Raw genomic sequence first — 26,284 nt, 5'->3', positions numbered from 1 at the left:
GCCCGCGCCGAAACTATCTTATGTGATTGCGAAGCAAATAAGCCGAAAACGACTTTCATCGCCCTCGAAGACACCCGGCGAGATCGGCAAGCTGCCTTGCGCCGATCTGGCCCATGTTGGTGGCCATGTCTTGGGCCAGAATCTCCACCAGATGCGCCGGACCTGCCGCGCCGAGCGCGCCGAGCGCGTAATGCCAGGCGCGCCCCAGCATCACGAAATCCGCACCAAGCGCGAGCGCCCTGAGAATGTCGAGCCCGCCCTCGATGCCACTGTCGAAGATCACCGGCAGCGTGGTCGCGGCGCGGACCGCCGGCAGCGCCTCGATCGTCGCAGGCGCGGCGTCGAACTGGCGGCCGGCGTGATTCGAGACCCAGATCGCGTCGGCGCCCTCGTCCTGAAGCCGCGCCGCGTCGTCGGCGTTGAGTACCCCCTTGACGATCAGCGGCCCCTCCCAGGCGTCGCGCAGCGCCTTCAGGTAGTCCCAGTCGGGCGAGATGCGCAGGAGATATCCGATATGCGCCGTGGAGGAGCGGACCCCGCGCTCATCGGAATAGTCTTCCATCAACCGCATCCGGGGCATTCCCAGTTGAACCGTGCCGGCTGCCCAGATCGGGCAACGTGCCACCTGCGCCAGCAGCCTCGGGGTGATTTTCGGCGGTTGCGTCAGACCGGATCGAACCTGACGTTCGCGCCGGCTCGTCACAGGCACGTCGACGGTCAGGATCAGCGCCGAATATCCCGCCGCTTTCACTCGTCTCAGGATGTCGGTGCGGGTCGCCGGGTCGCGCGGCGGGTAGAGCTGGAACCATCCGTGTTGACCGAGCGCCGAGGCGACGAATTCTGGCGTCTGGCTGGCGACCGTCGAAAGCGAATAGGGCAGCCCCGCCTTGCCCGCCGCCGCCGCGAGCAGGCGTTCGGCGTCGGGCCAGATCAGCCCGGACATGCCGACCGGGGCGATGCCGAAGGGCAGGGGGAAGTCGTGACCGAAGAGCCGCGCCGTCAGGTCCGGGTTGAACTCGCCATGCAGGATCGAGGGACGAAAGAGCACCGTGTCGAGCTCTGCCCGGTTGCGCCGCAGCGTCGCCTCGGTCCCGGTGCCGCTGTCGAGATATTCCCAGACGAAATGCGGGATCCGCCGCCGCGCGCGGGCCTTGAGGTCGGAAATCGCCGGGTAACGCTGGTGCAGGTCCATGCCGAACTACGCCGCGCCACCCCTCCGCTTGTCCAGCGAAAGCTCTGGAACAGAGTGTGAACTCGTCTTTTATTCGCACCCCGTTGCCGCTAGATTGCGACCCATGAGCAGTTTCGACGACAGCGACGCCTTCGAGGGCGCTTCCCTCTCCGCCCGCGCCATGGCCGCGCGGCCCGCACCCTATCTCGACGGGCTGAACCCGGCGCAGCGCACCGCGGTCGAGACGCTCGACGGACCGGTCCTGATGCTCGCGGGTGCCGGCACCGGAAAGACCCGCGCGCTGACGGCGCGGATCGCGCATCTTCTCGCGCGGGCCAAGGCGCGCCCGAACGAGATCCTCGCCGTGACCTTCACCAACAAGGCCGCGCGCGAGATGAAGGAGCGCGTCGGCCGGCTGATGGGGCAGACCGTGGAAGGGATGCCCTGGATGGGCACCTTCCATTCGATCTCCGTCAAGATCCTCCGCCGTCATGCCGAGCTTGTCGGTCTGAAGTCGAACTTCACCATCCTCGACACCGACGACCAGATCCGCCTTCTGAAACAGGTCATCGCGGCGGCGAGTATCGACGAGAAGCGCTGGCCCGCGCGCCAGCTCGCCGGGCTCATCGACCACTGGAAGAACCGCGCCTGGGGCCCCGAACAGGTGCCCTCGTCCGAGGCCTCGGCCTTCAACCACATGGGAACCGAGCTTTACGCCGCCTACCAGGCCCGGCTCCTGACGTTGAACGCCACCGATTTCGGCGACCTTCTCCTGCATGTCGTGACGATCCTGCAGCAGCACCCCGACGTGCTGGAGCAATACCAGCGCTGGTTCCGCTACATCCTCGTCGACGAATACCAGGATACCAACGTCGCCCAGTATCTCTGGCTGCGCCTCCTCGCGGCCAAGCACAAGAACATCTGCTGCGTCGGCGACGACGACCAGTCGATCTACGGCTGGCGCGGCGCCGAGGTCGGCAACATCCTTCGCTTCGAGAAGGATTTCCCGGGCGCGCAGGTGATCCGGCTCGAACAGAACTACCGCTCGACCGAACATATCCTCGCCGCCGCCTCCGGCCTGATCACGGCCAATGCCGGCCGCCTCGGCAAGACCCTCTGGACCGAGGCGCAGGGCGGCGAGAAGGTGCGGCTCATCGGCCATTGGGACGGCGAGGAAGAGGCGCGCTGGATCGGCGAGGAGGCCGAGGCCATCCAGCGCGGCTCAAGGGGCATGGAACCGCGCAGCCTCGACGCCCAGGCGATCCTCGTCCGCGCCTCCCACCAGATGCGCGCCTTCGAGGACCGCTTCCTCACGATCGGCCTGCCCTACCGGGTGATCGGCGGCCCCCGCTTCTACGAACGGCTCGAGATCCGCGACGCGATGGCCTATTTCCGCCTCGCGGTCTCGCCCGCCGACGATCTCGCCTTCGAGCGCGTGGTGAACACGCCCAAGCGCGGCCTCGGCGACAAGGCGCAGCAGACGATCCAGCGCCAGGCGCGGGAGGACGGCGTGAGCCTGCTGGAAGGCGCGCGCTACTGCGTCGCCTCCGGCCAGATCGGCGGCAAGGGCGGCTCTCAACTCCGCGCCTTCGTCGAGAATGTCGACCGCTGGCATCGGGTCACACAGACGCCTGACTACGACCATGTGCGCCTTGCCGAGACGATCCTCGACGAATCGGGCTACACCGCGATGTGGCAGGCGGACAAGACGCCCGAAGCGCCGGGGCGGCTGGAGAACCTCAAGGAACTCGTGAAGGCGCTGGAAAGCTTCGACAATCTGCAAGGCTTCCTCGAACATGTCTCGCTGATCATGGACAACGACAGCGAGGATGCCGAGGAGAAGATCACGATCATGACCCTCCATGCCGCGAAGGGCCTCGAATTCCCCGTGGTCTTCCTGCCGGGATGGGAGGACGGGCTCTTCCCTTCGCAGCGCTCGATGGACGAGAGCGGGCTCAGGGGCCTCGAGGAGGAACGCCGCCTTGCCTATGTCGGCATCACCCGTGCCGAGGAGCTCTGCACGATCTCGTTCGCCGGCAACCGCCGGGTCTACGGCCAGTGGCAAAGCCAGCTCCCCTCGCGCTTCATCGACGAACTGCCCGCGAAGCATGTCGAGGTCCTGACCCCGCCCGGCCTCTACGGCGGCGGCTATGGCGCCGCCGGAATGACGGCTGGCATCGAGGACCGCGCCGCGCGCGCCGATGTCTACAACTCGCCGGGCTGGAAACGGCTCCAGGAGCGCAGCCAGACCCGCCCCGTCAGCCAGCCGCGCGAGGCGCGCAACGTGGTGATCGACCTCGACGCCGTCTCGGCCTTCACCGAGGGCGACCGCGTCTTCCACCAGAAATTCGGTTACGGCTTCGTCGAGGGCATAGAGGGCGACAAGCTCGAGGTCGCCTTCGACAAGGCCGGCACCAAGCATGTCGTGGCGAGCTTCATCGTCTCCGCGGATGCGGCCGACGACATCCCCTTCTGAACTTCTTCATTGCCGAAATACCCCCGCCGGAGGCGGTCCCGAGCCGGAGCGCGCCAGCGCGCAGGCGAGACGAAGAAAATGGCCCCGGCACGGGGCCGCCTCGGGATCATCTTCCGAAACGAAAAAGGCGGCGCCGGAAGGGCGCCGCCAGTCGCAACCACGGTCCCGAGGGAGAGGGAGGGACCGCTGCATTCCGGTGAAGACCGGCAGCACCCAGGGAGGAGGAGGGGTGCTGCCTATCTTCACGCCAGCGGCCCGAGGGAGGGTGGGCCGCCGATCAGGGTGAAGATGCGGCGGTGGCAGGGAGGAGGAGGCCACCGCCGCATTTCACGGCGCCGGATCCAGGGAGGAGGAGGGATCCGGCGCAACTCTTTGGGCCTGTCAGGCCCGATCGGACGCGGCGACTTCAGGGAGGAGGAAAGTCGCCGCGAAGCTCCGGGGCTCGGGGAGGAGGAGAGAGCCCGGGAAGCGAAACTTACTTGCCGTAGGCCGCCTCGAGCGCGATCGAGTCGATCGCCGAGCGGTGCAGGCCGAGATCGTGCAGCTCGCGGTCGGTGAGCGCGTGGAGCTCGTTCACGGTCTGGCGGTACATCTTGTAGCGCCGGTGGCTGTCGCGCAGGCCGGCGAAGAAGGCGGAGATGCGATCGGCAAGGCCGGTCTCGACGCCACGGATAACGGTTGCATGTGCCATTGTAGTGCCTCTTTCGGATCATTGGCGCCATCTGCGCCGCTGTTGGACCCTAGATGGACCTCATGCTGCGGATGCACAATCCCTGACGAAATCATTGCCGCCATGCAGCAATTGCATGGCACTTCACGGCGATTTTACCTGCCCTTGCGGCAACTTGTCCGAACCGGCCGCGCCGCCGGACTTTGGCACTTGTCCTTGCCGCCCCGGCCGTGAGATTGCTCCACGGATACGAAGGGGAACCTGATGAGCCTCAGCCGCGACACCGTCCTTGCCGCCCTCCGCCGCCTCACGCTGCCCGATGGCGGCGACCTCGTCTCGCGCGATCTGGTGCGTGCGCTCTCGATCGAGGGCGATGCCGTGCGGTTCGTGATCGAGGCTCCCGATCCCGAGATGGCGCGGCGGATGGAACCGCTGCGGCAGGCTGCCGAGGCCGCCGTGAAGGCGCTGCCCGGCGTCGGCGCGGTCTCTGTTGTGATGACGGCACATGGCCCGGCGCCAAAGGCGCCGCCGAGCCTCAAGATCGGCGGCCACCCGACGCCGCAGGCCGGCCCGGCGCGGATCGCCGGCGTCGACCGCATCCTCGCGGTGGGATCCGGCAAGGGCGGCGTCGGCAAGTCGACGGTGTCGTCGAACCTCGCGGTCGCGCTCGCGCGCCAGGGCCGCCGGGTCGGGCTCCTGGACGCCGATATCTACGGACCTTCGCAGCCGCGCATGATGGGGGTGTCGAAACGCCCCGCCTCGCCCGACGGCAGGACCATCGTTCCGCTCAAGGCCCACGGCGTCACCTTCATGTCGATCGGCCTGATGCTGAAGGAGGACGAGGCCGTGGTCTGGCGCGGCCCGATGCTGATGGGCGCGCTGCAGCAGATGCTCGGCCAAGTCGCCTGGGGCGAGCTCGACGTGCTGATCGTCGACCTGCCGCCTGGCACCGGCGACGTGCAGCTCACGCTCTGCCAGAAGTCCCATGTCACCGGCGCGCTCATCGTCTCCACCCCGCAGGACGTGGCACTTCTCGACGCCCGCCGGGCGATCGACATGTTCGGCAAGCTCAGGACGCCGATCCTCGGCCTGATCGAGAACATGTCGACCTATGTTTGCCCCAATTGCGGGCACGAGGCGCATATCTTCGGCCATGGCGGCGTCGCGGCCGAGGCCGCGAAGCTTGGCGTCCCCTTCCTTGGCGAGATCCCCCTCAGCCTCGACGTGCGGCTCGCGGGCGACGGCGGCACGCCGATCGCTTCGGGCGAGGGGCCGATAGCCGAAGCCTATGCCCGGCTCGCCCACCGGCTTGTTGCCGGCGGCATGGCCTGATCCGGGAGATCACGGGACCGGCCGAGTTCTGCCGGGATCTCATGGGAAATCGCGTTTCGGCTGGTGCCGAAAGCGAATCGTTCGCCGTGTAAAGCGACTGAATCCGCGAATTTCGACGGAATCTCGATGAGGCGTGCCGGCCGGGCCTGACCTAACGGAAGTTTCTTCGAAAAAAGCTGGGAATGCATGGGACGAGCTCAGGTTCCGATTCCATGTCGATATTTTGGGCGAATCTTCTCTGAGAACCCAAAATATGCCAAAAATCAATCAAGTGATCTAATGATTGGGCCTGTCTTGAGTTGCGCCCGAATGCCAATAGTCACCTTAATGCGCAAGTTTTTTCTTGCTTCCCATGAATTCCCATGCCATCCCTATACATACCGATGAAGACGGGCTGACAGAGGGGCGGCAAGACCCCGAAGGCGAAAGTCAGGTTTCATACAGGCACCCGCTTTCATCGAACAAAGATCCGGCGCGCAAGCGAGCAGACATCCCCCCAGGTGGCATGCGCAGCCGGACGAGCCCAGCAATGGGACCCGGAAACGGGACGAGGGCGGCGGATTGGGCAGTGGCAGCAGCCCAATCCGCCGTTGTCCGTTCAGGGCCCCGCGGGCGGATTGGCGGTGATTTCGGGGGGAGGGGACTGGTAAGGAGCGCGGGCCGTTGGCACGCAGGTTCAGAGGATCGGATACCTACAAGGTGGACGCGAAGGGCCGCGTCTCCATCCCTGCGCCGTTCCGCCGTGTCATCGAGGCCTCGGATCCCGACTGGAAGGAAGGCCTGCGCCCCAATATCGTGATCGTCTATGGTGACGCGGGTCAGGACTGGCTCGAAGTCTACACCATGAAGGCGATCGAAGAGATCGACGAACAGATCGAGGACATGCAGCGCGGCTCGCCGCAGCGGCTCTGGCTCGAGGAACTGATGCATGGCCAGTCGATCGAGGCGCAGATCGACGACGACGGCCGCCTCACCCTGCCGCAGAAGCTGCGCGAGAAGATCGGGCTCACCTCCGAGGCCTTCTTTATCTCGGCCGGCGACTATTTCAAGATCTGGAAGCCCGAGACCTATCAGGACAAGGCCGGCGCCCGCACCCGCAAGCTCGCCGCGCAGTACGACGATGACTTCGATCCCCGCAGCCTCCTTCCGACGCGGTCGAGGGGGTAGGGATGGCGGCCGCCAAGACACCGACACCCGCTTCCGCCCCCCATATCCCGGTTTTGCTGCGGCCGCTCCTTGAGGCGGTCGCGCCTGTCTCCGGCACCTGGGTCGACGGCACCTTCGGGGCGGGCGGCTACACGCGCGGTCTGCTTGAGGCCGGCGCCGACCTGGTGATCGGCATTGACCGCGACCCGAGCGTCTTCCGCATGGCCGCCGACTGGGCCGGCGCCTATGGCGGCCGGCTGAGGCTCGTCGAGGGTACGTTTTCCGATCTCGACGCGCTGGCGGGCGCGCCCGTGGACGGTGTCGTCCTCGATCTCGGCGTCTCCTCGATGCAGCTCGACCAGGCCGAGCGCGGCTTTTCCTTCCAGAAGGACGGCCCCCTCGACATGCGGATGGGCGACACCGGTCCGACGGCGGCGGACCTCGTGAACGAGGCGAGCGAGGCCGAGATCGCCGATATCCTCTTTCATTACGGCGAGGAGCGCGCCTCGCGCCGCATCGCCCGCGCCATCGTCGCCGCCCGGCCCTTCAGGACCACGCTGGACCTGGTGGCGGTGATCGAACGCTGCCTGCCGCGCGCCAAACCGGGTCAGAGCCATCCCGCCACCCGCAGCTTCCAGGCGATCCGGATCGCCGTGAACGACGAGTTCGGCCAGCTCGCCGAGGGGCTCGAGGCCGCCGAACGGGCGCTGAAGCCGGGTGGCCAGCTTGCCGTCGTGACCTTCCACTCGCTCGAGGACCGGATCGTCAAGCGCTTCTTCCAGCTCCGCTCCGGCGGCGAAGGGCAGGGCAGCCGCTATGCCCCCGCCCGTGAGCAGGTGCCGCCGGCCTTCACGCTCAAGACCCGCCGCGCGGTCGGTCCCGACGACGAGGAACTGGCCGCCAACCCCCGCGCCCGCTCGGCCAAGCTCCGGGTGGGCATCCGCACCGATGCCCCCGCCGGCCGCGCCGACCGCGCGGCGCTGGGCCTGCCGAAACCCGCGCTCGAAGGACGTCACTGATGCGCAGCCTGTTCCTGGTCATGACCGCTCTCGCCGTGATGGGGCTGGCCTTCTGGGCCTATCGCGAGAACTACCGCACCCAGGCGGAGCTTGCCGCCGTGCGCGACCTGCAACGCGAGATCGGCACTTTGAAGGAGTCGCTCGGGGTCCTGAATGCGGAATGGGCCTATCTCAACCGGCCCGACCGGCTGCGCGAACTGGCCGACATCAGCTTCCCGCGGCTCGGGCTCCTGCCGCTGGAGCCGCGCCAGTTCGGCGGGGTCGCGCAGATCGGCTATCCGGACTTCGACCTCAACGCGATCAGCGCCCCGGTCGACACGATCGCGCTCGGGGAGACCACCCCATGACCCGCATACCGCTCCGCCCGCTCGCCCGCATCCTCTCGGCCCGCGAGAAGGGCGAGAACCCCGACGCGATCGAGCGCGAGAACATCCGCCTGCGCCACGAGGCGATGCGCGACCGGGCGCGGCTTCGGGCGGAGGGGCGGCTCCTGATCCTCGGCGCGGCCTTTGTCGCGGCCTTCGTCACAGTGGGCGCCCAGATGGGGCTTCTTGCCGCGACCGAGCCGGTGGAGCCGCAGGCGACAGGGATGGGCGCGGCCATTGTCGCGCAGCGCGCCGACATCACCGACCGACAGGGCCGGATCCTCGCAACGAACCTCGTCACCCATTCGCTCTACGCCCAGCCGCCCCTGATGGTCGACCCGATCCGCGCCGCCGAGGAGCTCGCGCTGATTTTCCCCGATCTCGACGCCGCGCGGCTGAAGAAGGATTTTACCAGCAAGCGCAAGTTCCTCTGGGTAAAGAAGAAGATCTCGCCGGAGCAGATGCAGCTCGTGCACGAGATTGGCGATCCCGGCCTTCTCTTCGGTCCGCGCGAGATGCGGCTCTACCCGAACGGCGCGATCGCGGCCCATATCCTCGGCGGCGCAAGCTTCGGCCGCGAGGGCGTCCGCTCGGCAGAGGTCGTCGGCACCGCCGGCGTCGAGAAGACCTTCGACGGCTGGCTGCGCGACCCGGCCAATGGTGGCGCCCCCCTGCAGCTCTCGCTCGACCTGACGATCCAGTCGACCGTCGAGGACGTGCTTTACGGCGGCATGAAGCTGATGAACGCCAAGGGCGCGACCGCTATCCTGATGGACGTCAAGACCGGCGAGATCGTCGCGATGGCCTCGCTGCCCGATTTCGACCCGAATACCCGGCCGGCGCCCCTGACCAAGGGCGATCCCTCCGACAGCCCGCTTTTCAATCGCGCGGTGCAGGGGGTTTACGAGCTTGGCTCGACCTTCAAGATCTTCGCCGTGGCGCAGGCGCTCGACCTCGGGCTGGTGCGGCCCGAGACGATGGTCGAGACCAAGGGACCGATGTTCTGGGGCAAGTTCAAGATCCGCGATTTCCACAACTACGGGCCGCAACTGTCGGTCACCGACGTGATTGTGAAATCCTCCAACATCGGCACCGCCCATATCGCCCAGCTGATCGGCGGCGTGCGCCAGCAGGAGTTTCTGCAAAAACTCGGCATGTTCGACCCGACAACGGTCGAGCTGGTCGAGGCGCCGGGCGCCAAGCCGCTTCGCCCCGCGAAATGGCCCGAAATCACCACGCTCACCGTGTCCTATGGACACGGCGTCGCGGCGAGCCCCCTGCACCTCGCCGCCGCCTATGCCTCGCTCGCCAACGGCGGTACGCGGATCACGCCGACGCTCCTCAGGCGCGACAAGGCCGAAACCGGGCCGCGGCTGATCTCCGAGGCGACCTCGACCCAGATCCGCGACATGTTGCGCCAGGTCGTGGTGCGCGGCACCGCGAGCTTCGGCGAGGTTCCGGGCTATGCCGTCGCCGGCAAGACCGGCACCGCTGACAAGCCCAAGCGGACCGGCGGCGGCTACTACAAGGACAAGGTGATCGCCACCTTCGCTTCCGTCTTCCCCGCGCATGATCCCAAATATGTTCTCGTCGTCTCGCTCGACGAGCCGGTCGAAACCTCGGGCACCGAGCCGCGCCGCACCGCCGGCTGGACCGCCGTACCGGTCGCCGCCGAGATCATCCGCCGCGCCGCGCCGCTCCTCGGCCTCCGACCGGAGGTTGAACCTCTCGCCGATGCTGCTGTAACACTCGTGCGCAACTGAGGACGCGTATGTGGCGGGGGCTGGGCTCATGGCAGCGGAGACGAAATCGCTTGGCGAGCTGGGCCTGAGGGCACAGGGCGGGCGCGAGGCGCAGGTGACCGGCCTCTCGGTCGACAGCCGCCTCGTCAGGCCCGGCCATCTCTTTGCGGCCTTGCCCGGAACCAAGGTGCATGGCGCTGAATTCATTCAGTATGCGTTGCGGATGGAGGCGGCCGCGATCCTCACCGATCGCGAGGGCGCCGAGATCGCGAAGGCCGAGCTTGCGGCCTCCGATGCGGCTCTGATCATCGCCGAGGATCCGCGCCAGGCGCTGGCCTACACCGCAGCACTCTGGTTCGAACGCCAGCCCGAGGTGGTGGTCGCGGTGACGGGCACCTCCGGCAAGACCTCGGTCGCGACCTTCACCCGGCAGATCTGGCAGGCGCTTGGGCGGACTTCCGCCAATCTCGGCACGATGGGGATCCTTGGCGACTACACCGCGCCCCTGGCCCATACCACGCCCGAACCGATCACGCTGCACCGGGTCCTGCGTGACATGGCCGATGCCGGCGTGACCCATGCGGCGATGGAGGCCTCCTCGCACGGGCTCGACCAGGGGCGGCTTGACGGGGTGCGGCTGAGCGCGGCGGCGTTCACCAACTTCAGCCAGGACCACCTCGATTACCACGCAAATTTCGACGACTACTTCGCCGCCAAGGCCGGGCTCTTCGCGCGCGTCCTGCCGGAAGACGGCACCGCGGTGATCAATATCGACGAGCCGCGCGGGCGCGAGATGCTGGAGATCGCGCGGGGCCGCGGGCAGCGGCTGATCACCGTCGGCCGCAATCCGGCCGCCGACCTCTGCATCACCTCGCAGCGGTTCGACGCGACCGGGCAGGATCTGCGCTTCACCTACGACGCCAAGCCGCATCTCGTGCGGCTGGCGCTCATCGGCGGTTTCCAGGCCGACAACGTACTCGCCGCCGCCGGGCTCGTGATCGCGGCTGGCGAAGCGCCCGAAGCGGTCTTTGGCGCCCTTCACACGCTCGTCACCGTGCGTGGCCGGATGGAACTTGCCGCCAAGCGCGATAACGGCGCCACGGTCTTCGTCGACTATTCCCACAAGCCCGGCGCGCTCGCCTCGGCGCTGCAATCCTTGCGTCCGCACGTGATGGGCCGGATCGTCGTCGTTTTCGGTGCTGGTGGCGACCGCGACCGGCTGAAGCGCCCGCTGATGGGCGAGGCCGCGGCCGAGTTCGCCGACGTGGTGATCGTCACCGACGACAACCCGCGCTCCGAGGATCCAGGCTCGATCCGCGCCGAGGTGATGCGGGGCTGCCCCGAGGCGACCGAGGTCGGCGACCGCGCCGAGGCGATCCTGCGCGGCGTCGACGCGCTGCAGCCGGGCGACGCGCTCCTGATCGCCGGCAAGGGGCACGAGACCGGGCAGATCGTCGGCCAGGATGTCTATCCGTTCGACGATGCCGAACAGGCCAGCGTCGCGGTGGCGGCACTCGACGGGAAGATCTGATGGCCGCGCTCTGGACCCACGTAAACGCCGCCACCGCCACTGGCGGCCGCGCCACCTGTCCGTTCGAGGCGACCGGGCTCTCGATCGACACCCGCAGCCTCGTACCGGGCGACCTCTTCGTCGCGCTGAAGGACCAACGCGACGGTCACGATTTCGTCGCTGACGCGCTTCGGAAGGGCGCCGCTGCGGCGCTCGTCTCGCGCATTCCCGAAGGTTGCTCGGAGTCCGACCCTCTGCTGATCGTGCCCGACGTTTTGGACGCGCTCACGGCCCTTGGTGCGGCAGGACGGGCGCGCGCGAAGGCGAAGGTGATCGCGGTCACCGGCTCCGTCGGCAAGACCTCGACCAAGGAGATGCTGCGCGCGGTCCTCGCAAGGCAGGGCAAGCTCCATGCCGCCGAGGCGAGCTTCAACAACCATTGGGGCGTGCCGATCACGCTCGCCCGCCTGCCCGAGGACGCCGATTTCGCGGTTGTCGAAATCGGCATGAACCACCCCGGCGAGATCGCGCCGCTCGCGCGGCTCGCGCGGCCGCATGTGGCGATGATCACCACCGTCGCGCCGGCCCATCTCGAGGCGTTCGAGAACATCGACGGCATCGCCCGCGAGAAGGCGGCGATCTTTGAAGGCCTGGAGCCGGGCGGGATCGCCGTCATTCCTTCCGGGCTCTCCGTCACGCCGATCCTCGAGGCGGCGGCTGACAAGGCGGCGGCCCGCACGATCCGCTTCGGCGCTGAGGCCGGGGACGAGTACCGTTTGGCCGAGGCGACGCTCGCCGACGACACGACCATCGCCAGAGCGGTGCGCGGCGACGAGCCGTTCCTCTACAAGGTCCGCACCGCGGGCCGCCATTTCGCCGTCAACGCGCTCGGTGTCGTCGCGGTCGCCGAGGCCGTCGGCGCCGATCCGGCCGTGACGGTCTGCGACATCGGCCTCTGGCAGCCGCCCGCCGGGCGCGGTCAGCGAGAGCGCATCCATCTCGACATCGTCGATGCCGAGAAGGCGTTCGACCTGATCGACGATGCCTTCAACGCCAACCCGGCGTCGATGGCGGCCGCGCTCGACGTTCTCGCCGCCACGAACCCGCGCGACGGGGTGGGGCGTATCCACGCGGGCCGCCGCATCGCCATCCTCGGCGACATGCTGGAACTTGGCCCGACCGAGGCCGAACTGCACGCCGCGATCGCCTCGCATCCGGCGATGGCGCAGCTCCACCTCGTCCATTGCGTCGGGCCACGGATGCGGGCGCTCTGGGAAAGCCTTCCGGCGGCAAAGCGCGGCGAATGGCGCGAGACGGCGCCGGAGCTGGCGGGGCGGAGCCATGTCATTGCCGATGCCGGCGACGTGATCCTCGTCAAGGGATCGAAGGGATCAAAGGTCAGCCTGGTGGTTGACGCACTCAGGAAACTCGGGCAACCGGGCGCGGGCGAAGCGCGAGGGACAGACTAGATGTTTTACTGGCTATCCAGCCTTTCGGAGGGAGGGGACATGTTCAACCTCTTCCGCTACATCACATTCCGGGCGGGTGCCGCGTTCTTCACCGCGCTCGTCTTCGGCTTCCTCTTCGGCCGACCGCTGATCAACCTCCTGCGCCGCAAGCAGAAAAAGGGTCAGCCGATCCGCGACGACGGCCCGCAAAGCCATTTCTCCAAGGCCGGCACACCGACGATGGGCGGGCTCCTGATCCTCTCGGCGATCCTCGTCTCGACGCTGCTATGGGCGCGGCTCGACAATCCCTATATCTGGATCGTGCTGTTCGTGACCTACGGCTTCGGGCTGATCGGTTTCGCCGACGACTATGCAAAGGTCACCAAGCAGAGCGTCAAGGGCGTCTCGTCGCGGTCGCGATTCCTTCTCGGCCTTGCCATCGCCGCGGTCGCGGGTCTTGCGGCCTCGCTCTTCCACCCGCCGGCGCTGACCAATCAGCTCGCCTTTCCGGTCTTCAAGAACGCGCTGCTGTATCTTGGCTATTTCTTCATTCCCTTCGCAATGATCGTCATCGTCGGCGCGGCGAACGCGGTTAACCTGACCGACGGACTCGACGGGCTCGCCGTCATGCCGGTGATGATCGCGGCCGGGACGCTCGGCGTGATCGCCTATATCGTCGGCAACTACAATTTCACCGAATATCTCGGCGTTCATTTCGTTCCCGGCACCGGCGAGATCCTGATCTTCTGCGCTGCGCTGATCGGCGGGGGCCTGGGCTTTCTGTGGTACAACGCGCCGCCGGCGGCGGTCTTCATGGGCGACACCGGATCGCTCGCGCTCGGCGGCGCGCTCGGCGCCATCGCGGTCGCCACCAAGCACGAGATCGTGCTCGCGATCGTCGGCGGCCTCTTCGTGGTCGAGGCGCTGTCGGTGATCATCCAGGTCGCCTATTTCAAGCGCACCGGGCGGCGGGTCTTCCTGATGGCGCCGATCCACCACCATTTCGAGAAGAAGGGCTGGGCCGAACCGCAGATCGTGATCCGGTTCTGGATCATCTCGCTCATTCTCGCGCTGATCGGACTGGCGACGCTGAAGGTGCGCTGAAGCCGGGGCCTCAGGCCACGGCGACCGGTGCCTGCGTGATCCGCTTTCCGCCCAAGAGCTTGCGGACAAGGACCGCACCGCCGATGACGACGGCCGCGCCAAAAAGCGGCGACTGGTGCAACGCGACGCCGAAATCCGGAGCGCCGAAGGCCGCGACGGCGACGCCGAAGCGCGAGATAGCAACCGCCTCGATCATCGCCCGCAGCGCAGGCAGAAGGACACTGGTGACCGTCGCGGCCGTGCCCACAAAGAGCGCGTAAAGCGCACCGGTGATGATCGGCAGCGGCAGGCCGTGGATTGCGACGTCGTAGCGCAGGAAACTCACCACGCCCGCCGCGAAGGCCATTACCGTTGCAAAGAGGATCAGCCGCCGCGCCTCGCGAAACCGTTGCGCGAGCTTTGCCTTGAGAGAGGACAGATCCGACTTTCTCATGTGACTCGGATGACATGGAAATGAAGCCGCTTTGCGGCGGGGCGGCGCCCGAATTGTGACGCGGGCGGGGCGTCGTGGCGCGGCCGGGGAGCTTGCGGGCGGCGGGGGCAAAGGGCATTGTCCGGCCCGGACGAGCCAGGGGGGACGCATGATTCCGGTCAGGGGATATGAGGGCAGGAAGGTCGCCGTGCTCGGCCTCGGCCGGTCGGGGCTTACCGCCGCGCGGGCGCTTCTTGCCGGTGGCGCGGCACCCTGCCTCTGGGACGACAGCCCCGAGGCGCGCGCCAATGCCGAGGCGGCAGGCTTCGCGCTCACCGATCTCACCCGCGCCGATGCCTGGGACGATGTGGCGACGCTTGTCGTCTCGCCGGGCATCCCGCATCTTTACCCCGAGCCCAACAAGCTCATCGCCCGCGCGATGGCGGCCGGTGTGCCCGTCGACAACGATATCGGGCTCTTCTTCCGCTCCTGGTCGACGCCCGAGTGGGACGAGATGGAGCAGACGCCGAAGGTGGTCGCGGTGACCGGCTCGAACGGCAAGTCGACGACGACGGCACTCATCCACCACATCCTCAAGGTCGCCGGGCGGCCAACCCAGATGGCCGGCAATATCGGCCGCGGTGTCCTCGATATCGACCCCGCGACGGATGGCGAGGTCGTGGTGCTGGAACTCAGCTCCTACCAGACCGAGTTGGCCCGCGCGCTGACCCCGGATGTCGCGGTCTTCACCAACCTCTCGCCCGACCATCTCGACCGCCACGGCGGCCACGGCGGCTACTTCGCCGCCAAGCGCCGGCTCTTTGCCGAGGGCGGGCCGGACCGGGCGGTGATCGGGGTGGACGAGGTCGAGGGACGTTTCCTCGCCAACCAGCTCGCGCAGGGGCCGGGCGATGACCGGGTGATCCGGATCTCGTCGGGGACGAAGCTCGAGGGGCCGGGCTGGTCGGTCTTCGCCCGCAAGGGCTTCCTCGCCGAATGGCGCAAGGGCCGCCAGGTGGCGGCGATCGACCTGCGCGAGGTCAAGGGCCTGCCGGGCGCTCACAACCACCAGAACGCCTGCGCCGCCTATGCCGCCACCCGCACGCTCGGCCTCGCCCCGAAGTTCATCGAACAGGCGCTCCGTTCCTTCGAGGGGCTGCCGCACCGAAGCCAGCTTGTCGGCGAGCGGGGCGGGGTGCGATTCGTCAACGACAGCAAGGCGACGAACGTCGACAGCGCCGCGAAGGCGCTGCAGGCCTTCCCGAAGATCCGCTGGATTGCCGGGGGCCTCGGCAAGGACGGCGGCATTTCCGCGCTGAAACCGCATCTGGGCTCGGTCGTGAAGGCCTATCTCATCGGCCATTCGGCGCGCGACTTCGCGCTCGAGCTTGGCGAAACGCCGCACGAGATCTGTGAGACGATGGACCGCGCGGTGGCCCGCGCCGCTGAGGAAGCGGAGGTGGGCGAGACCGTGCTTCTCGCGCCTGCTGCCGCCTCCTTCGACCAGTATCCGAACTTCGAGAAGCGCGGCGAGGATTTCGCGGCGCGTGTCAAGGCGCTGATCGGCGCCTGAGGGGGAGCCATGCATGGCCGCTGCACCTGTGGAAAGGTCCGATATCGGCTGACCGACCGGCCGCTCTTCATCCATGCTTGCCACTGCACCTGGTGCCAGCGTGAAACCGGTGGGCCGCATGCCGTCAACGCGATGATCGAGAGCGACCGGGTCGTGCTCCTGGAAGGGGCTCCGGTCGAGGTGATCACGCCGTCGAATTCCGGAAAGGGCCAGACCGTCCTGCGCTGCCCCGACTGCCATGTCGCGCTCTGGTCGCATTACGGAGGCGAGCGCCGGGTTTCCTTCGTGCGGGTCGGGACGCTGGAGGATCCCGCCGCCTGCCCGCCCGACATCCACATCTTCACCTCGACGAAGATGCCCTGGTACGCCCTTCCCGAGGGGGTACCGGCGGTGCCCGAATATTATGACTGGAAAGAGCGCTGGCCAGAAACGGCGCAGGCGCGCCGGCGCGCGTTGCTGGCCCGATAGCCGGCAAGGCGGCGGCGCGCATATCGTGCCGAGACAGCCAATCTTTCCTAGCGTCCCCGCGCCATCCGCGCTAGAATCCCCGCCAGACCCGGCGAACGGGCGAGTACGAGGCAGTTAAGGCGGTATCCCATGACTGAGATGGTCTATGGCTCCATGCCCGCGCGGGCTGGGGAGCCGGTTCTTCCGCGCTGGTGGCGCACCATCGACAAATGGTCGCTCTCGGGCGTGATGATCCTGTTCGGGATCGGCCTTCTCCTCGGTCTTGCCGCCTCGGTGCCGCTCGCGGAAAAGAACGGGCTCGACCCGTTCTACTACGTCTCCCGGCAGGCGTTCTTCGGCTTCATGGCGCTCGCCGCGATGATGTTCACCTCGATGCTGTCGCCGGACGTGGTGCGGCGGCTCGGCGTGATCGGCTTCCTCGGCGCCTTGGTGGCGCTCATGCTGCTGCCGGTGTTCGGCACCGACTTCGGCAAGGGCGCGGTGCGCTGGTATTCGCTCGGCTTTGCGAGCTTCCAGCCGTCCGAGTTTCTCAAGCCCGGCTTCGTGATCATGGCCGCCTGGCTGATGGCGGCGGCGCAGGAGATCAACGGCCCGCCGGGGCGGTTCTATTCGTTCGTCCTGACGCTGATCATCGTGACGTTCCTCGCACTGCAGCCGGATTTCGGTCAGGCTTGCCTCGTGCTCTTCGCTTGGGGCGTGATGTATTTCGTCGCCGGCGCGTCCTTCATGCTGCTGACCGTGATCGGTGGGCTCGTCGTCGCGGGCGGCGTCGTCGCCTATGACGCGTCCGAGCATTTCGCCCGCCGCATCGACGGGTTCCTCTCGGCCGAGATCGACCCCCGGACCCAGATCGGCTATGCCACGAACGCGATCCAGGAGGGCGGCTTCTTCGGCGTCGGCGTCGGAGAGGGCACTGTGAAGTGGTCGCTGCCCGACGCCCATACCGATTTCATCATCGCAGTTGCAGCCGAGGAATACGGGCTCGTCCTCGTCCTCGTCGTTATCGCGCTTTACGCCGCGATCACGGCGCGTTCGCTCTTCCGGCTGATGCGGGAACGCGATCCCTTCATCCGGCTTGCCGGGACCGGGCTCGCCTGCGCCTTCGGAGTGCAGGCGCTGATCAACATGGGCGTTGCGGTGCGGCTCCTGCCAGCAAAGGGCATGACGCTGCCGTTCGTGAGCTACGGCGGATCGTCGGTGATCGCGAGCGGGATCGCGCTCGGCATGCTCCTCGCCTTCACCCGGTCGCGGCCGCAGGGCCGGATCGAGGACTACCTGATCAAGCGGGGCCGCTGATGCCGCCGCCCCTTCTCCTGATCGCCGCCGGTGGGACCGGCGGCCACATGTTTCCTGCCCAGGCTCTCGCCGAGGAGATGGTCGCGCGCGGCTGGCGGGTGAAGCTTTCGACCGATGCGCGCGGCGCGCGCTATGCCGGCGGTTTCCCGAAGGCGGTGACGGTCGAGGAGGTCGCCTCGGCCACCTTCGCGCGGGGCGGGGCGCTGGCGAAGCTCGCGGTGCCGTTCCGGATTGGCGCGGGCATCCTCGGGGCCTACCTCGCGCTGCGGCGTGACCGGCCGGCCGTTGTCGTCGGCTTCGGCGGCTATCCGTCGATCCCGGCGCTCGCGGCGGCGGTGCTTCTCCGGCTGCCGCGCATGGTGCACGAGCAGAACGGCGTGCTCGGCCGGGTCAACCGGATCTTCGCGGCGCGCCGCTGGGTGCGGACGGTAGCCTGCGGCACCTGGCCGACCGACGTGCCGGACGGGGTTGCGGCGGTCCACACCGGCAATCCGGCCCGCGCCGCCGTGCTGGAACGCGCCGGGGCGCCCTATATCCCGCCGGGCGACTACCCGATGAGCCTTCTCGTGATCGGCGGCAGTCAGGGCGCGCGGATCCTGTCGGATGTTGTACCGGCCGCGCTGGCGGCACTTCCCGAAGGATTGCGGGCGCACCTCCGGGTGGCGCATCAGGCCCGGCCCGAGGATGTCGAGCGGGTCGAGGCCGCCTATGCCGGGGCCGGGATCGGGGCCGAGGTCGCACCCTTCTTCGCCGACGTGCCGCGCCGGCTGTCCGAGGCGCAACTGGTGATCTCGCGCTCCGGCGCCTCGTCGGTCGCCGATATCGCGGTGATCGGCCGCCCGGCGATCCTCGTGCCCTTCGCGGCGGCGGCGGGCGACCACCAGACCGCGAACGCGCATGGCATGGTCGAGGCCGAGGCGGCGATCCTCATCCCGGAATCACGGCTTGACGCGGCCACGCTGGCAGGGCATGTCGCCGCGATCCTGGAAAACCCCGATGCCGCGAGGCGCATGGCTCACGCCGCGCTCGATTACGGCATCCCCGACGCCACCGGCCGTCTCGTCGAGATGGTCGAGGCCCTGACAGCGAAAGAGACGACATGAACGCCGCCACCAAACTGCCCGGCGAACTCGGGCCCATCCACTTCGTCGGCATCGGCGGCATCGGCATGTCGGGGATCGCCGAGGTGCTGATCACCTTGGGCTATCCGGTGCAGGGTTCCGACGCGAAGGCCTCGAAGATCACCGAGCGGCTGGAGCGGCTGGGGGCCACCTTCTTCGAGGGCCAGCGGGCCGAGAACATTGGCGAGGCGGCGGTCGTGGTGATCTCCTCGGCGATCAAGAAGGGCAACCCCGAGCTTGAGGAGGCGCGCAAGCGGGGCCTGCCGGTCGTGCGGCGGGCCGAGATGCTGGCGGAGCTGATGCGGCTCCGCTCCAACGTCGCGATCGCCGGGACACATGGCAAGACCACGACGACGACGATGGTGGCGACGCTGCTCGACAAGGGCGGCTTCGACCCCACGGTGATCAACGGTGGCATCATCCACGCCTATGGCTCGAACGCCCGCGCCGGAGCCGGCGAGTGGATGGTGGTTGAGGCCGACGAGAGCGACGGCTCCTTCAACCGCCTGCCGGCGACGATCGCCATCGTCACCAACATCGACCCCGAGCATATGGAGCACTGGGGCGACTTCGACCGGCTGCGCCAGGGCTTTTACGATTTCGTCTCGAACATCCCGTTCTACGGCGTCGCGGTCTGCTGCACCGACCATCCCGAAGTGCAGGCGCTGGTGGGCCGGGTAACCGATCGGCGCATCGTCACCTTCGGCTTCAACGCCCAGGCCGATGTGCGGGCAGTCAACCTGACCTACGAGGCAGGCGTCGCGCATTTCGACGTCGCACTTCAGGGCGAGGGTTCCGACGAGGACGGCAACCCCTCGGTCATCGAGGGCTGCACGCTGCCGATGCCGGGCGACCACAACGTCTCGAACGCGCTGGCCGCGGTCGCGGTGGCGCGCCATCTCGGCATGAAGAAGGACGAGATCCGCGACGCGCTCGCGGCCTTCGGCGGCGTCAACCGCCGCTTCACCAAGGTCGGCGAGGTGCTGGGCGGGGTGACGATCATCGACGATTACGGCCACCACCCGGTGGAGATCGCCGCGGTTCTCAAGGCCGCGCGGCAGGCCACGAAGGGCCGCGTCATCGCCGTCCATCAGCCGCACCGCTACTCGCGCCTGTCCTCGCTCTTCGACGATTTCTGCACCTGTTTCAACGAGGCTGACGTCGTCGCCATCGCCGAGGTCTATGCCGCCGGCGAGGATCCGATCCCCGGCGCGAGCCGCGACGACCTCGTGGCCGGGCTCATCGCCCACGGCCACCGCCATGCCCGCGCGATCCTCAGCGAAGAAGACCTGGAGCGGCTGGTGCGCGAACAGGCGCGCCCCGGCGACATGGTGGTCTGCCTTGGCGCGGGAACGATCTCGGCCTGGGCGAACGCGCTTCCGGCGCGGCTCAAGGGCTAAGGCGGTGTGCGTGCGCCGGAACGTTTCCCGGTCCGAGGAGAGGCCATGAGCCTCGCGGTTCCACTCGCCTGCCTGTGGGTTCTGGTCGCGACCGGCGTGGCCTTCCTGCCGATGCGGTACCAGATCCTTCCGGGGCTCCTGCTGCTCGTCGCGGCGGCGACTCTGGTCGTCTGGCTGGCGGCCGACACTTCTCCCTGGATCGCGGTCGCGGCACTGGTCGCAGTCGTCTCTATGTTCCGCAAACCCTTGCGTTATCTTCTCAAAAGGATCATGGAGAGGGTGGCACCTGACGGGGAAGGGAGGGAGCCGTGAATACATCTTTGCTTCTCGCCGCCCTCTGGGCGATCGTCGCGACTGTGGTCGCGCTCATTCCGTCGCGAGACCGCCACTGGCGCGCAGCCTATGTGCTGATCACAGTCGGGATCCCAATCGTCGGCTGGGTGACCTACCAGAACGGACCCTGGGTCGGGCTGATCGTGCTCGGGGCAGGGACGTCGATCCTGCGCTGGCCGCTGATCCACCTCTGGCGCTGGCTGAGGCGCAAGACCGCGAATTGAGGCACGCCGAAAGGCCGGGGCTTGCGGCGCGCGGCCGCTCGCTCTAGCACGGCTGCCATGACACATGACCTGCCCCCCGTGCGCGGCTCGCTCACGCCGAACCGGCCCCTGGCCGACCTCACCTGGCTTCGCGTCGGCGGGCCGGCGGACTGGCTTTTCCAGCCCGCCGATGCCAAGGATCTCTCCGCCTTCCTCGCCGCACTCGATCCCGAGGTTCCGGTCTTTCCGATGGGGGTCGGCTCCAACCTCATCGTGCGCGACGGCGGTATCCGCGGCGTGGTGATCCGGCTCGGCCGTGGATTTTCCGAGATTTCGGTCGAGGACTGGCTGGTGCGGGCGGGGGCGGCCGCACTCGACGCCCATGTCGCGCGGAAGGCGGCGGAGGCGGGCATCGACCTGACCTTCCTCAGGACCATCCCCGGCGCCATCGGCGGCGCGGTCCGGATGAACGCCGGCTGCTATGGCTCCTACGTCGCCGACCATTTCGTGGAGGCGACCGCGATCCTGCGCGACGGCAGTACCACCCGGCTTTCCGCCGAGGCGATGGGTTTCGGTTACCGCCATTCGGACCTGCCCGAGGGCGCGGTGATCACCGGGGCGGTGTTCCGGGGCGCGCGCGCCGAACCCGAGGCACTCGCCGCGAAGATGGAGGAGCAGCTCGCACGTCGCGACGCGACCCAGCCGGTCAAGGACCGCTCAGCAGGCTCGACCTTCCGCAACCCGGCCGGGTTTTCCTCGACCGGGCGCGCCGATGACGTGCACGACCTCAAGGCCTGGAAGCTGATCGACGAGGCCGGGCTCCGGGGCGCGCGGCGCGGCGGCGCGCAGATGAGCGAGAAGCACCCGAACTTCCTCATCAACGCAGGCGGCGCGACGGCAGCCGATCTCGAGGGGCTGGGCGAGGAAGTCAGAAAAAGGGTTTTCCAAATCAGCGGTTTGACGTTACAGTGGGAAATCATGCGTATAGGTGACGTCCGGCCTGATACGGACGCGTGACCAACGAAGAAAGCGGAGTCCGAAAACGGACCCGGATGAGGCAGAAGTGGCGGGCAGGTCGAGCAGGGCAGCCCCCAAAGTGGCGGTACTGATGGGTGGACTTTCCGCGGAGCGGGAAGTGTCGCTCGTGAGCGGGCGCGAATGCGCCAACGCCCTGAGGGAGGCGGGATATGAGGTCGTCGAGGTCGACGCTGGCCGCGACCTTGCCGCGCGCCTTGCAGCACTCTCCCCCGATGTCTGTTTCAACGCGCTCCACGGCCGCTGGGGCGAGGATGGCCGCGTCCAGGGCATGCTCGAATGGCTCGGGCTGCGCTATACCCATTCCGGCGTGCTCGCCTCGGCGCTGGCGATGGACAAGACCCGCGCGAAGACCGTCTTCCGCGCCGCCGGGCTGCCGGTCGTCGAAAGCCTGCTCGCCCCGAAAGCCGAGGTGATGGCGCGCCACGTCATGGCGCCCCCTTACGTCGTGAAGCCGAATGCCGAAGGCTCCTCGGTCGGGGTCTACATCGTCTCGAAGGACGCCAACACGCCGCCGCAGCTGGGCGAAGAGATGCCCGAGACCGCGATGGTCGAGACCTATGTGCCGGGGCGGGAGCTCACCGTCTCGGTTCTCGGCGACCGCGCAATGTGCGTGACCGAGATCCATACCTCGGGTTGGTACGACTACCATGCGAAATACGCGCCCGGCGGATCGAGCCACACCTGCCCGGCCGAGATCCCGGCCGAGATAGCGGACGCCGCGCGCGACTACGCCCTGCGCGCACACAGCGCGCTCGGCTGCCGCGGGCTGAGCCGCAGCGACTTTCGCTGGGACGACAGCCGCGGGATCGACGGGCTCTACATTCTCGAGACGAATACCCAGCCCGGCATGACGCCGACCTCGCTTTCGCCCGAACAGGCGGCGGCCGAGGGAATGTCGTTTTCCCAACTCTGCGCCTGGATCGTGGAGGATGCCTCATGCGACCGCTGAGGGCTCCCGAAGTGCGCCACGGCGAGCACGGTCTGCGGCGGGATCCGGCACCTTCACGGCTTGCCTTCCGGATCGAACGGCTCTGGCTGACGCCGATGTTCCGGGTCGCGATGCGCGTCGGCGTGCCGGTGGCGCTCTGCGTGGTCGTCGTCGGCGGATATCTGGCCAACGAAGGCCGCCGCGCGGCGATCGGGGAGAGTTTCGCCGAGCTAAGACGCAGCATCGAGGAGCGGCCGGAATTCATGGTCACCCTGATGGCGATCGACGGCGCCTCCGAACCGGTCGCGAAGGCGATCCGGGCGATGCTGCCGGTGACGCTTCCGGTCTCGTCCTTCCGGCTCGATCTTGCGGCGTTGCGGGCGACGATCGAGCAGATCGACGCGGTCGCCTCGGCCGAACTGCATGTCCGCAAGGGCGGCGTCCTGCAGATCACCGTCGTCGAGCGCCAGCCGGCGGTGCTCTGGCGCAATGCCACCGGGCTCGAGATGCTTGACGCGACCGGGCACCGGGTGGCGACGCTTCTCGACCGTACCGCGCGGCCTGACCTGCCGGTGATCGCCGGGATGGGTGCCGACGACCGTGTCGGCGAGGCGCTGGAGATCCTGCGCGCGGCACGGCCGATCGGCGACCGGATCCGCGGCCTCGTCTGGATGGGCGAGCGGCGCTGGGACATCGTTCTGGACCGCGACCAGCGCATCCTCCTGCCGGAAGAAGCGCCGGTACCGGCCGTGCAGCGGGTGATTGCGCTCGACGAGGCCGAGGACATGTTCGGCCGTGCGCTCGTCGCCGTCGACATGCGCAACAGAAACCGCCCGACGGTCCGCCTGGCCGCGATGGGCACGGAAACCGAAAACCTCACAGGGCTCGAGACGAAGGTGACAGGGCAATGACCGATCTTTACCAGTCCCAGCGCGCGATGCGGCACATGCGCCGCGCCGCGATGCAGCGTGGTGTTGTCGCGATCCTCGACGTCGGTACGTCGAAGATCGCCTGCTTGGTCCTGCGCTTCGAGAACACCGAGGAGGCGCGCGAGGACGGGCTCGGCTCGCTCGCCGGGCAGTCGCAGTTCCGGGTGATCGGCGCGGCGACGACCCGCTCGCGCGGGGTGCGCTTCGGCGAGGTCGACGCGATGGCCGAGACCGAGCGCGCGATCCGCACCGCGGTGCAGGCGGCGCAGAAGATGGCGCAGACGCGCGTCGACCATGTCATCGCCTGTTTCTCGGGTGCCCGGCCGCGCAGCTACGGGCTCGCGGGCGAGATCGAGCTTGCCGACGGCCAGGTCAGCGAGCAGGACGTCGCGCGGGTGCTCGCCGCCTGCGACGTGCCGGATTTCGGCCAGGGCCGCGAGGTGCTGCACGCCCATCCGGTGAACTTCGCGATCGATCATCGCTCCGGCCTTCGCGATCCGCGTGGCCATGTCGGCAACCGTCTCGCCGCCGACATGCATCTTCTGACGATCGACACGAACGCCGTCCAGAACCTGCTATACTGCATCAAGCGCTGCGATCTGGAGATCGCGGGGCTGGCGTCGTCGGCCTATGTTTCGGGCCTCGCGAGTCTCGTCGAGGACGAGCAGGAACTGGGCGCGGCCTGCATCGACATGGGCGGCGGCGCGACCGGGCTCTCGATCTTCATCAAGAAGCACATGATCTTCGCCGAGAGCGTGCGGCTCGGCGGTGACCATGTTACCTCGGATATCTCCAAGGGCCTGCAGGTGCCGCTCGCGACCGCGGAACGGATCAAGACGATCCACGGCGGGGTCCATGCCACCGGCATGGACGACCGCGAGATGATCGAGATCGGTGCCGATTGCGGCGATTGGGAAAAGGACCGCCGGCAGGTGAGCCGCACCGAGCTGATCGGCATCATGCGGCCCCGCGTCGAAGAGATCCTCGAAGAGGTGCGCGCGGTGCTCGACGCCGCCGGGTTCGACCAGCTGCCGAGCCAGCAGATTGTGCTGACCGGGGGCGCGAGCCAGATTCCGGGGCTCGACATGCTGGCCGCGAAGATCCTCGGACAGAACGTGCGACTCGGCCGGCCGCTGCGGGTTCAGGGGCTGCCGCAGGCGGCGACAGGGGCGGCGTTCGCCTCGACCGTGGGGCTCTGCCTCTTCGCTGCGCATCCCCAGGACGAGTGGTGGGACTTCGAGATTCCCGCGGAGCGCTACCCGGCGCGGTCGCTGCGGCGGGCGATGAAATGGTTTAAAGACAACTGGTAACCGCAAGATCCTGAGAGGTCGGCAAAATGCCGCTCAAACCAAAATCGGATACCCCCAGATTTTGTGGTTACTGGGCGTTTTTTTGGTGACCTCGGGGGATTCTGTGACTAAAATCGCACTAATGCGGAAAAAGCGGCCGTTCGGGCCGGGGACATGACAGGCGGATAAACAAATGGCATTGAACTTGACGATGAGCGATCGCGAAGAGCTTAAGCCGCGGATCACGGTGTTTGGCGTTGGCGGGGCCGGTGGCAACGCGGTCAACAACATGATCGTGAAGGAACTCGACGGCGTGGAGTTCGTCGTCGCGAACACCGACGCTCAGGCGCTGGCTCAGAGCCATTCCAATGCCCGTATCCAGATGGGTATCAAGGTGACCGAGGGCCTCGGTGCCGGAGCCCGTCCCTCGGTCGGCGCCGCCGCCGCCGAGGAGACGATCGAGGAGATCGTCGACCATCTCGCGGGCGCGCACATGTGCTTCATCACCGCCGGCATGGGCGGCGGAACCGGTACCGGCGCTGCGCCGATCATCGCCCAGGCCGCGCGCGAGCTTGGCGTGCTGACCGTCGGCGTCGTGACCAAGCCGTTCCAGTTCGAGGGCGCGAAGCGGATGCGCCAGGCCGACGAGGGCATCGAGGCCCTCCAGAAGGTCGTCGACACGCTGATCATCATCCCGAACCAGAACCTCTTTCGCCTCGCCAACGAGAAGACCACCTTCACCGAGGCCTTCGCGATGGCGGACGACGTGCTCTACCAGGGCGTCAAGGGAGTCACCGACCTCATGGTGCGGCCGGGCCTGATCAACCTCGACTTCGCCGACGTCCGCTCGGTGATGGACGAGATGGGCAAGGCGATGATGGGCACGGGCGAGGCCTCGGGCGAGGACCGCGCGATCCAGGCCGCCGAAAAGGCGATCGCCAACCCGCTTCTGGACGAAATCAGCCTCAAGGGCGCGAAAGGCGTCCTGATCAACATCACCGGCGGCTCGGACCTCACGCTCTTCGAACTCGACGAGGCCGCGAACCGGATCCGCGAGGAAGTCGATCCGGACGCCAACATCATCGTCGGTTCCACGCTCGACGATACGATGGAGGGCGTGATGCGGGTGTCGGTCGTCGCCACCGGCATCGACGCCTCGATGTCGCAAGTCGAAATGCCGGCGCCGCGCCGCCGCCTTGCCGAGCCGCTGCCGCAGGCGGTCGAGCCCGAGGCCGCGCCCGCGCCGCAGCCGCAGATGCAGCGTGAACCGGCCCCGGTTCGCGCTGCCCAGCCCGCGCCGGCCCCGGCCCG

The 26,284-nt window shown here is 67.9% G+C and carries 24 protein-coding genes; 21 read left to right on the top strand and 3 right to left on the bottom strand.

Translation table 11 applies throughout. The features are described 5' to 3' along the window. Positions 1–55: 55 nt before the first annotated feature. The gene (locus OM960_RS16070; RefSeq protein ID WP_264772679.1) at positions 56–1,192 is read right to left on the bottom strand and encodes an alpha-hydroxy acid oxidase; all 1,137 of its coding nucleotides are present in this window, start codon (positions 1,190–1,192) and stop codon (positions 56–58) included. 103 nt (positions 1,193–1,295) lie between these two features. Between OM960_RS16070 and OM960_RS16065 the strand changes: the two genes are divergently transcribed. Beyond that, the gene (locus tag OM960_RS16065) at positions 1,296–3,647 is read left to right on the top strand and encodes an ATP-dependent helicase (protein WP_264772678.1); all 2,352 of its coding nucleotides are present in this window, start codon (positions 1,296–1,298) and stop codon (positions 3,645–3,647) included. A gap of 475 nt (positions 3,648–4,122) precedes the next feature. On the opposite strand, the gene OM960_RS16060 is transcribed toward OM960_RS16065, so the two are convergent. Beyond that, positions 4,123–4,338, bottom strand: coding sequence for a DUF1127 domain-containing protein (locus OM960_RS16060; RefSeq protein ID WP_263338532.1), 216 nt, complete (start codon positions 4,336–4,338; stop codon positions 4,123–4,125). 243 nt (positions 4,339–4,581) lie between these two features. On the opposite strand from OM960_RS16060, the gene OM960_RS16055 reads away from it, so the two are divergent. From OM960_RS16055 to mraY, 8 genes are all read left to right on the top strand, one after another. Next, positions 4,582–5,649 carry an Mrp/NBP35 family ATP-binding protein gene (locus tag OM960_RS16055; protein WP_264772677.1) on the top strand — a complete coding sequence of 356 codons (1,068 nt, stop codon included), beginning with the start codon at positions 4,582–4,584 and terminating at the stop codon, positions 5,647–5,649. Between the two features lie 663 nt (positions 5,650–6,312). Next, positions 6,313–6,816, top strand: coding sequence for a division/cell wall cluster transcriptional repressor MraZ (mraZ, locus tag OM960_RS16050; RefSeq protein ID WP_263338538.1), 504 nt, complete (start codon positions 6,313–6,315; stop codon positions 6,814–6,816). 2 nt (positions 6,817–6,818) lie between these two features. Further along, a complete protein-coding gene (rsmH, locus tag OM960_RS16045) occupies positions 6,819–7,814 on the top strand; it encodes a 16S rRNA (cytosine(1402)-N(4))-methyltransferase RsmH (RefSeq protein ID WP_263338541.1) in 996 nt (331 codons plus the stop codon). Further along, a complete protein-coding gene (gene ftsL / locus OM960_RS16040; protein ID WP_263338543.1) occupies positions 7,814–8,161 on the top strand; it encodes a cell division protein FtsL in 348 nt (115 codons plus the stop codon). The genes rsmH and ftsL overlap by 1 nt, the downstream gene beginning before the upstream one ends. Continuing rightward, positions 8,158–9,942: a peptidoglycan D,D-transpeptidase FtsI family protein gene (locus OM960_RS16035; protein WP_264772676.1), complete on the top strand. Its 1,785-nt coding sequence runs from the start codon at positions 8,158–8,160 to the stop codon at positions 9,940–9,942. Before ftsL ends, OM960_RS16035 begins: the two co-directional genes overlap by 4 nt. Before the next feature lie 28 nt (positions 9,943–9,970). Continuing rightward, entirely contained in the window at positions 9,971–11,452 is a 1,482-nt protein-coding gene (locus tag OM960_RS16030) for a UDP-N-acetylmuramoyl-L-alanyl-D-glutamate--2,6-diaminopimelate ligase (protein ID WP_263338549.1), read from the top strand. Beyond that, positions 11,452–12,900, top strand: a complete 1,449-nt coding sequence (locus OM960_RS16025) for a UDP-N-acetylmuramoyl-tripeptide--D-alanyl-D-alanine ligase (protein ID WP_264772675.1) — start codon at positions 11,452–11,454, stop codon at positions 12,898–12,900. Before OM960_RS16030 ends, OM960_RS16025 begins: the two co-directional genes overlap by 1 nt. After that, positions 12,901–13,983: a phospho-N-acetylmuramoyl-pentapeptide-transferase gene (gene mraY, locus OM960_RS16020; protein WP_263338555.1), complete on the top strand. Its 1,083-nt coding sequence runs from the start codon at positions 12,901–12,903 to the stop codon at positions 13,981–13,983. 10 nt (positions 13,984–13,993) lie between these two features. Here the strand turns inward: mraY and OM960_RS16015 are convergent, their stop codons facing one another. Then, positions 13,994–14,416: a hypothetical protein gene (locus tag OM960_RS16015; protein ID WP_264772674.1), complete on the bottom strand. Its 423-nt coding sequence runs from the start codon at positions 14,414–14,416 to the stop codon at positions 13,994–13,996. A gap of 148 nt (positions 14,417–14,564) precedes the next feature. Between OM960_RS16015 and murD the strand changes: the two genes are divergently transcribed. The 12 genes from murD to ftsZ form a co-directional block, all read left to right on the top strand. Further along, positions 14,565–15,968: a UDP-N-acetylmuramoyl-L-alanine--D-glutamate ligase gene (gene murD, locus OM960_RS16010; RefSeq protein WP_263338560.1), complete on the top strand. Its 1,404-nt coding sequence runs from the start codon at positions 14,565–14,567 to the stop codon at positions 15,966–15,968. A gap of 9 nt (positions 15,969–15,977) precedes the next feature. Further along, positions 15,978–16,436, top strand: coding sequence for a GFA family protein (locus OM960_RS16005; protein ID WP_263338563.1), 459 nt, complete (start codon positions 15,978–15,980; stop codon positions 16,434–16,436). Between the two features lie 129 nt (positions 16,437–16,565). Continuing rightward, entirely contained in the window at positions 16,566–17,732 is a 1,167-nt protein-coding gene (locus tag OM960_RS16000) for a peptidoglycan glycosyltransferase FtsW (RefSeq protein ID WP_263338566.1), read from the top strand. Beyond that, a complete protein-coding gene (locus tag OM960_RS15995; protein WP_263338569.1) occupies positions 17,732–18,835 on the top strand; it encodes a UDP-N-acetylglucosamine--N-acetylmuramyl-(pentapeptide) pyrophosphoryl-undecaprenol N-acetylglucosamine transferase in 1,104 nt (367 codons plus the stop codon). The genes OM960_RS16000 and OM960_RS15995 overlap by 1 nt, the downstream gene beginning before the upstream one ends. Then, positions 18,832–20,253 (top strand): UDP-N-acetylmuramate--L-alanine ligase, encoded by a 1,422-nt coding sequence (gene murC / locus OM960_RS15990; protein WP_263338571.1) that lies wholly within the window; start codon positions 18,832–18,834, stop codon positions 20,251–20,253. The genes OM960_RS15995 and murC overlap by 4 nt, the downstream gene beginning before the upstream one ends. 45 nt (positions 20,254–20,298) lie before the next feature. Continuing rightward, complete coding sequence (locus OM960_RS15985; protein WP_263338572.1) at positions 20,299–20,565, top strand: DUF2484 family protein; 267 nt, start codon at positions 20,299–20,301, stop codon at positions 20,563–20,565. Continuing rightward, the gene (locus OM960_RS15980) at positions 20,562–20,810 is read left to right on the top strand and encodes a DUF2484 family protein (protein WP_264772673.1); all 249 of its coding nucleotides are present in this window, start codon (positions 20,562–20,564) and stop codon (positions 20,808–20,810) included. The genes OM960_RS15985 and OM960_RS15980 overlap by 4 nt, the downstream gene beginning before the upstream one ends. Positions 20,811–20,867: 57 nt before the next feature. Continuing rightward, the gene (murB, locus tag OM960_RS15975; RefSeq protein WP_264772672.1) at positions 20,868–21,806 is read left to right on the top strand and encodes a UDP-N-acetylmuramate dehydrogenase; all 939 of its coding nucleotides are present in this window, start codon (positions 20,868–20,870) and stop codon (positions 21,804–21,806) included. A gap of 46 nt (positions 21,807–21,852) precedes the next feature. Continuing rightward, complete coding sequence (locus OM960_RS15970; RefSeq protein ID WP_264772671.1) at positions 21,853–22,776, top strand: D-alanine--D-alanine ligase; 924 nt, start codon at positions 21,853–21,855, stop codon at positions 22,774–22,776. After that, complete coding sequence (locus tag OM960_RS15965) at positions 22,764–23,666, top strand: cell division protein FtsQ/DivIB (protein WP_263338580.1); 903 nt, start codon at positions 22,764–22,766, stop codon at positions 23,664–23,666. The genes OM960_RS15970 and OM960_RS15965 overlap by 13 nt, the downstream gene beginning before the upstream one ends. After that, complete coding sequence (gene ftsA, locus OM960_RS15960) at positions 23,663–24,994, top strand: cell division protein FtsA (protein WP_263338584.1); 1,332 nt, start codon at positions 23,663–23,665, stop codon at positions 24,992–24,994. The genes OM960_RS15965 and ftsA overlap by 4 nt, the downstream gene beginning before the upstream one ends. A gap of 172 nt (positions 24,995–25,166) precedes the next feature. Beyond that, a partial coding sequence (gene ftsZ, locus OM960_RS15955) for a cell division protein FtsZ (protein WP_264772670.1) occupies positions 25,167–26,284 on the top strand: 1,118 nt, incomplete at its 3' end.

It is taken from the genome of Defluviimonas salinarum (genome assembly GCF_026013545.1).
Lineage (GTDB): Bacteria > Pseudomonadota > Alphaproteobacteria > Rhodobacterales > Rhodobacteraceae > Albidovulum > Albidovulum salinarum.
Note: the sequence above shows the minus strand (reverse complement) of the source record. Positions and strands in the feature narration are given on the sequence as shown.

Coding starts and splice junctions, on each gene's coding strand:
- OM960_RS16070 (WP_264772679.1), bottom strand. CDS start 1,192: ATGGACCTGCACCAGCGTTACCCGGCGATTTCCGACCTCAAGGCCCGC.
- OM960_RS16065 (WP_264772678.1), top strand. CDS start 1,296: ATGAGCAGTTTCGACGACAGCGACGCCTTCGAGGGCGCTTCCCTCTCC.
- OM960_RS16060 (WP_263338532.1), bottom strand. CDS start 4,338: ATGGCACATGCAACCGTTATCCGTGGCGTCGAGACCGGCCTTGCCGAT.
- OM960_RS16055 (WP_264772677.1), top strand. CDS start 4,582: ATGAGCCTCAGCCGCGACACCGTCCTTGCCGCCCTCCGCCGCCTCACG.
- rsmH (WP_263338541.1), top strand. CDS start 6,819: ATGGCGGCCGCCAAGACACCGACACCCGCTTCCGCCCCCCATATCCCG.
- ftsL (WP_263338543.1), top strand. CDS start 7,814: ATGCGCAGCCTGTTCCTGGTCATGACCGCTCTCGCCGTGATGGGGCTG.
- OM960_RS16035 (WP_264772676.1), top strand. CDS start 8,158: ATGACCCGCATACCGCTCCGCCCGCTCGCCCGCATCCTCTCGGCCCGC.
- OM960_RS16030 (WP_263338549.1), top strand. CDS start 9,971: ATGGCAGCGGAGACGAAATCGCTTGGCGAGCTGGGCCTGAGGGCACAG.
- OM960_RS16025 (WP_264772675.1), top strand. CDS start 11,452: ATGGCCGCGCTCTGGACCCACGTAAACGCCGCCACCGCCACTGGCGGC.
- mraY (WP_263338555.1), top strand. CDS start 12,901: ATGTTTTACTGGCTATCCAGCCTTTCGGAGGGAGGGGACATGTTCAAC.
- OM960_RS16015 (WP_264772674.1), bottom strand. CDS start 14,416: ATGAGAAAGTCGGATCTGTCCTCTCTCAAGGCAAAGCTCGCGCAACGG.
- murD (WP_263338560.1), top strand. CDS start 14,565: ATGATTCCGGTCAGGGGATATGAGGGCAGGAAGGTCGCCGTGCTCGGC.
- OM960_RS16005 (WP_263338563.1), top strand. CDS start 15,978: ATGCATGGCCGCTGCACCTGTGGAAAGGTCCGATATCGGCTGACCGAC.
- OM960_RS16000 (WP_263338566.1), top strand. CDS start 16,566: ATGACTGAGATGGTCTATGGCTCCATGCCCGCGCGGGCTGGGGAGCCG.
- OM960_RS15995 (WP_263338569.1), top strand. CDS start 17,732: ATGCCGCCGCCCCTTCTCCTGATCGCCGCCGGTGGGACCGGCGGCCAC.
- murC (WP_263338571.1), top strand. CDS start 18,832: ATGAACGCCGCCACCAAACTGCCCGGCGAACTCGGGCCCATCCACTTC.
- OM960_RS15985 (WP_263338572.1), top strand. CDS start 20,299: ATGAGCCTCGCGGTTCCACTCGCCTGCCTGTGGGTTCTGGTCGCGACC.
- murB (WP_264772672.1), top strand. CDS start 20,868: ATGACACATGACCTGCCCCCCGTGCGCGGCTCGCTCACGCCGAACCGG.
- OM960_RS15965 (WP_263338580.1), top strand. CDS start 22,764: ATGCGACCGCTGAGGGCTCCCGAAGTGCGCCACGGCGAGCACGGTCTG.
- ftsA (WP_263338584.1), top strand. CDS start 23,663: ATGACCGATCTTTACCAGTCCCAGCGCGCGATGCGGCACATGCGCCGC.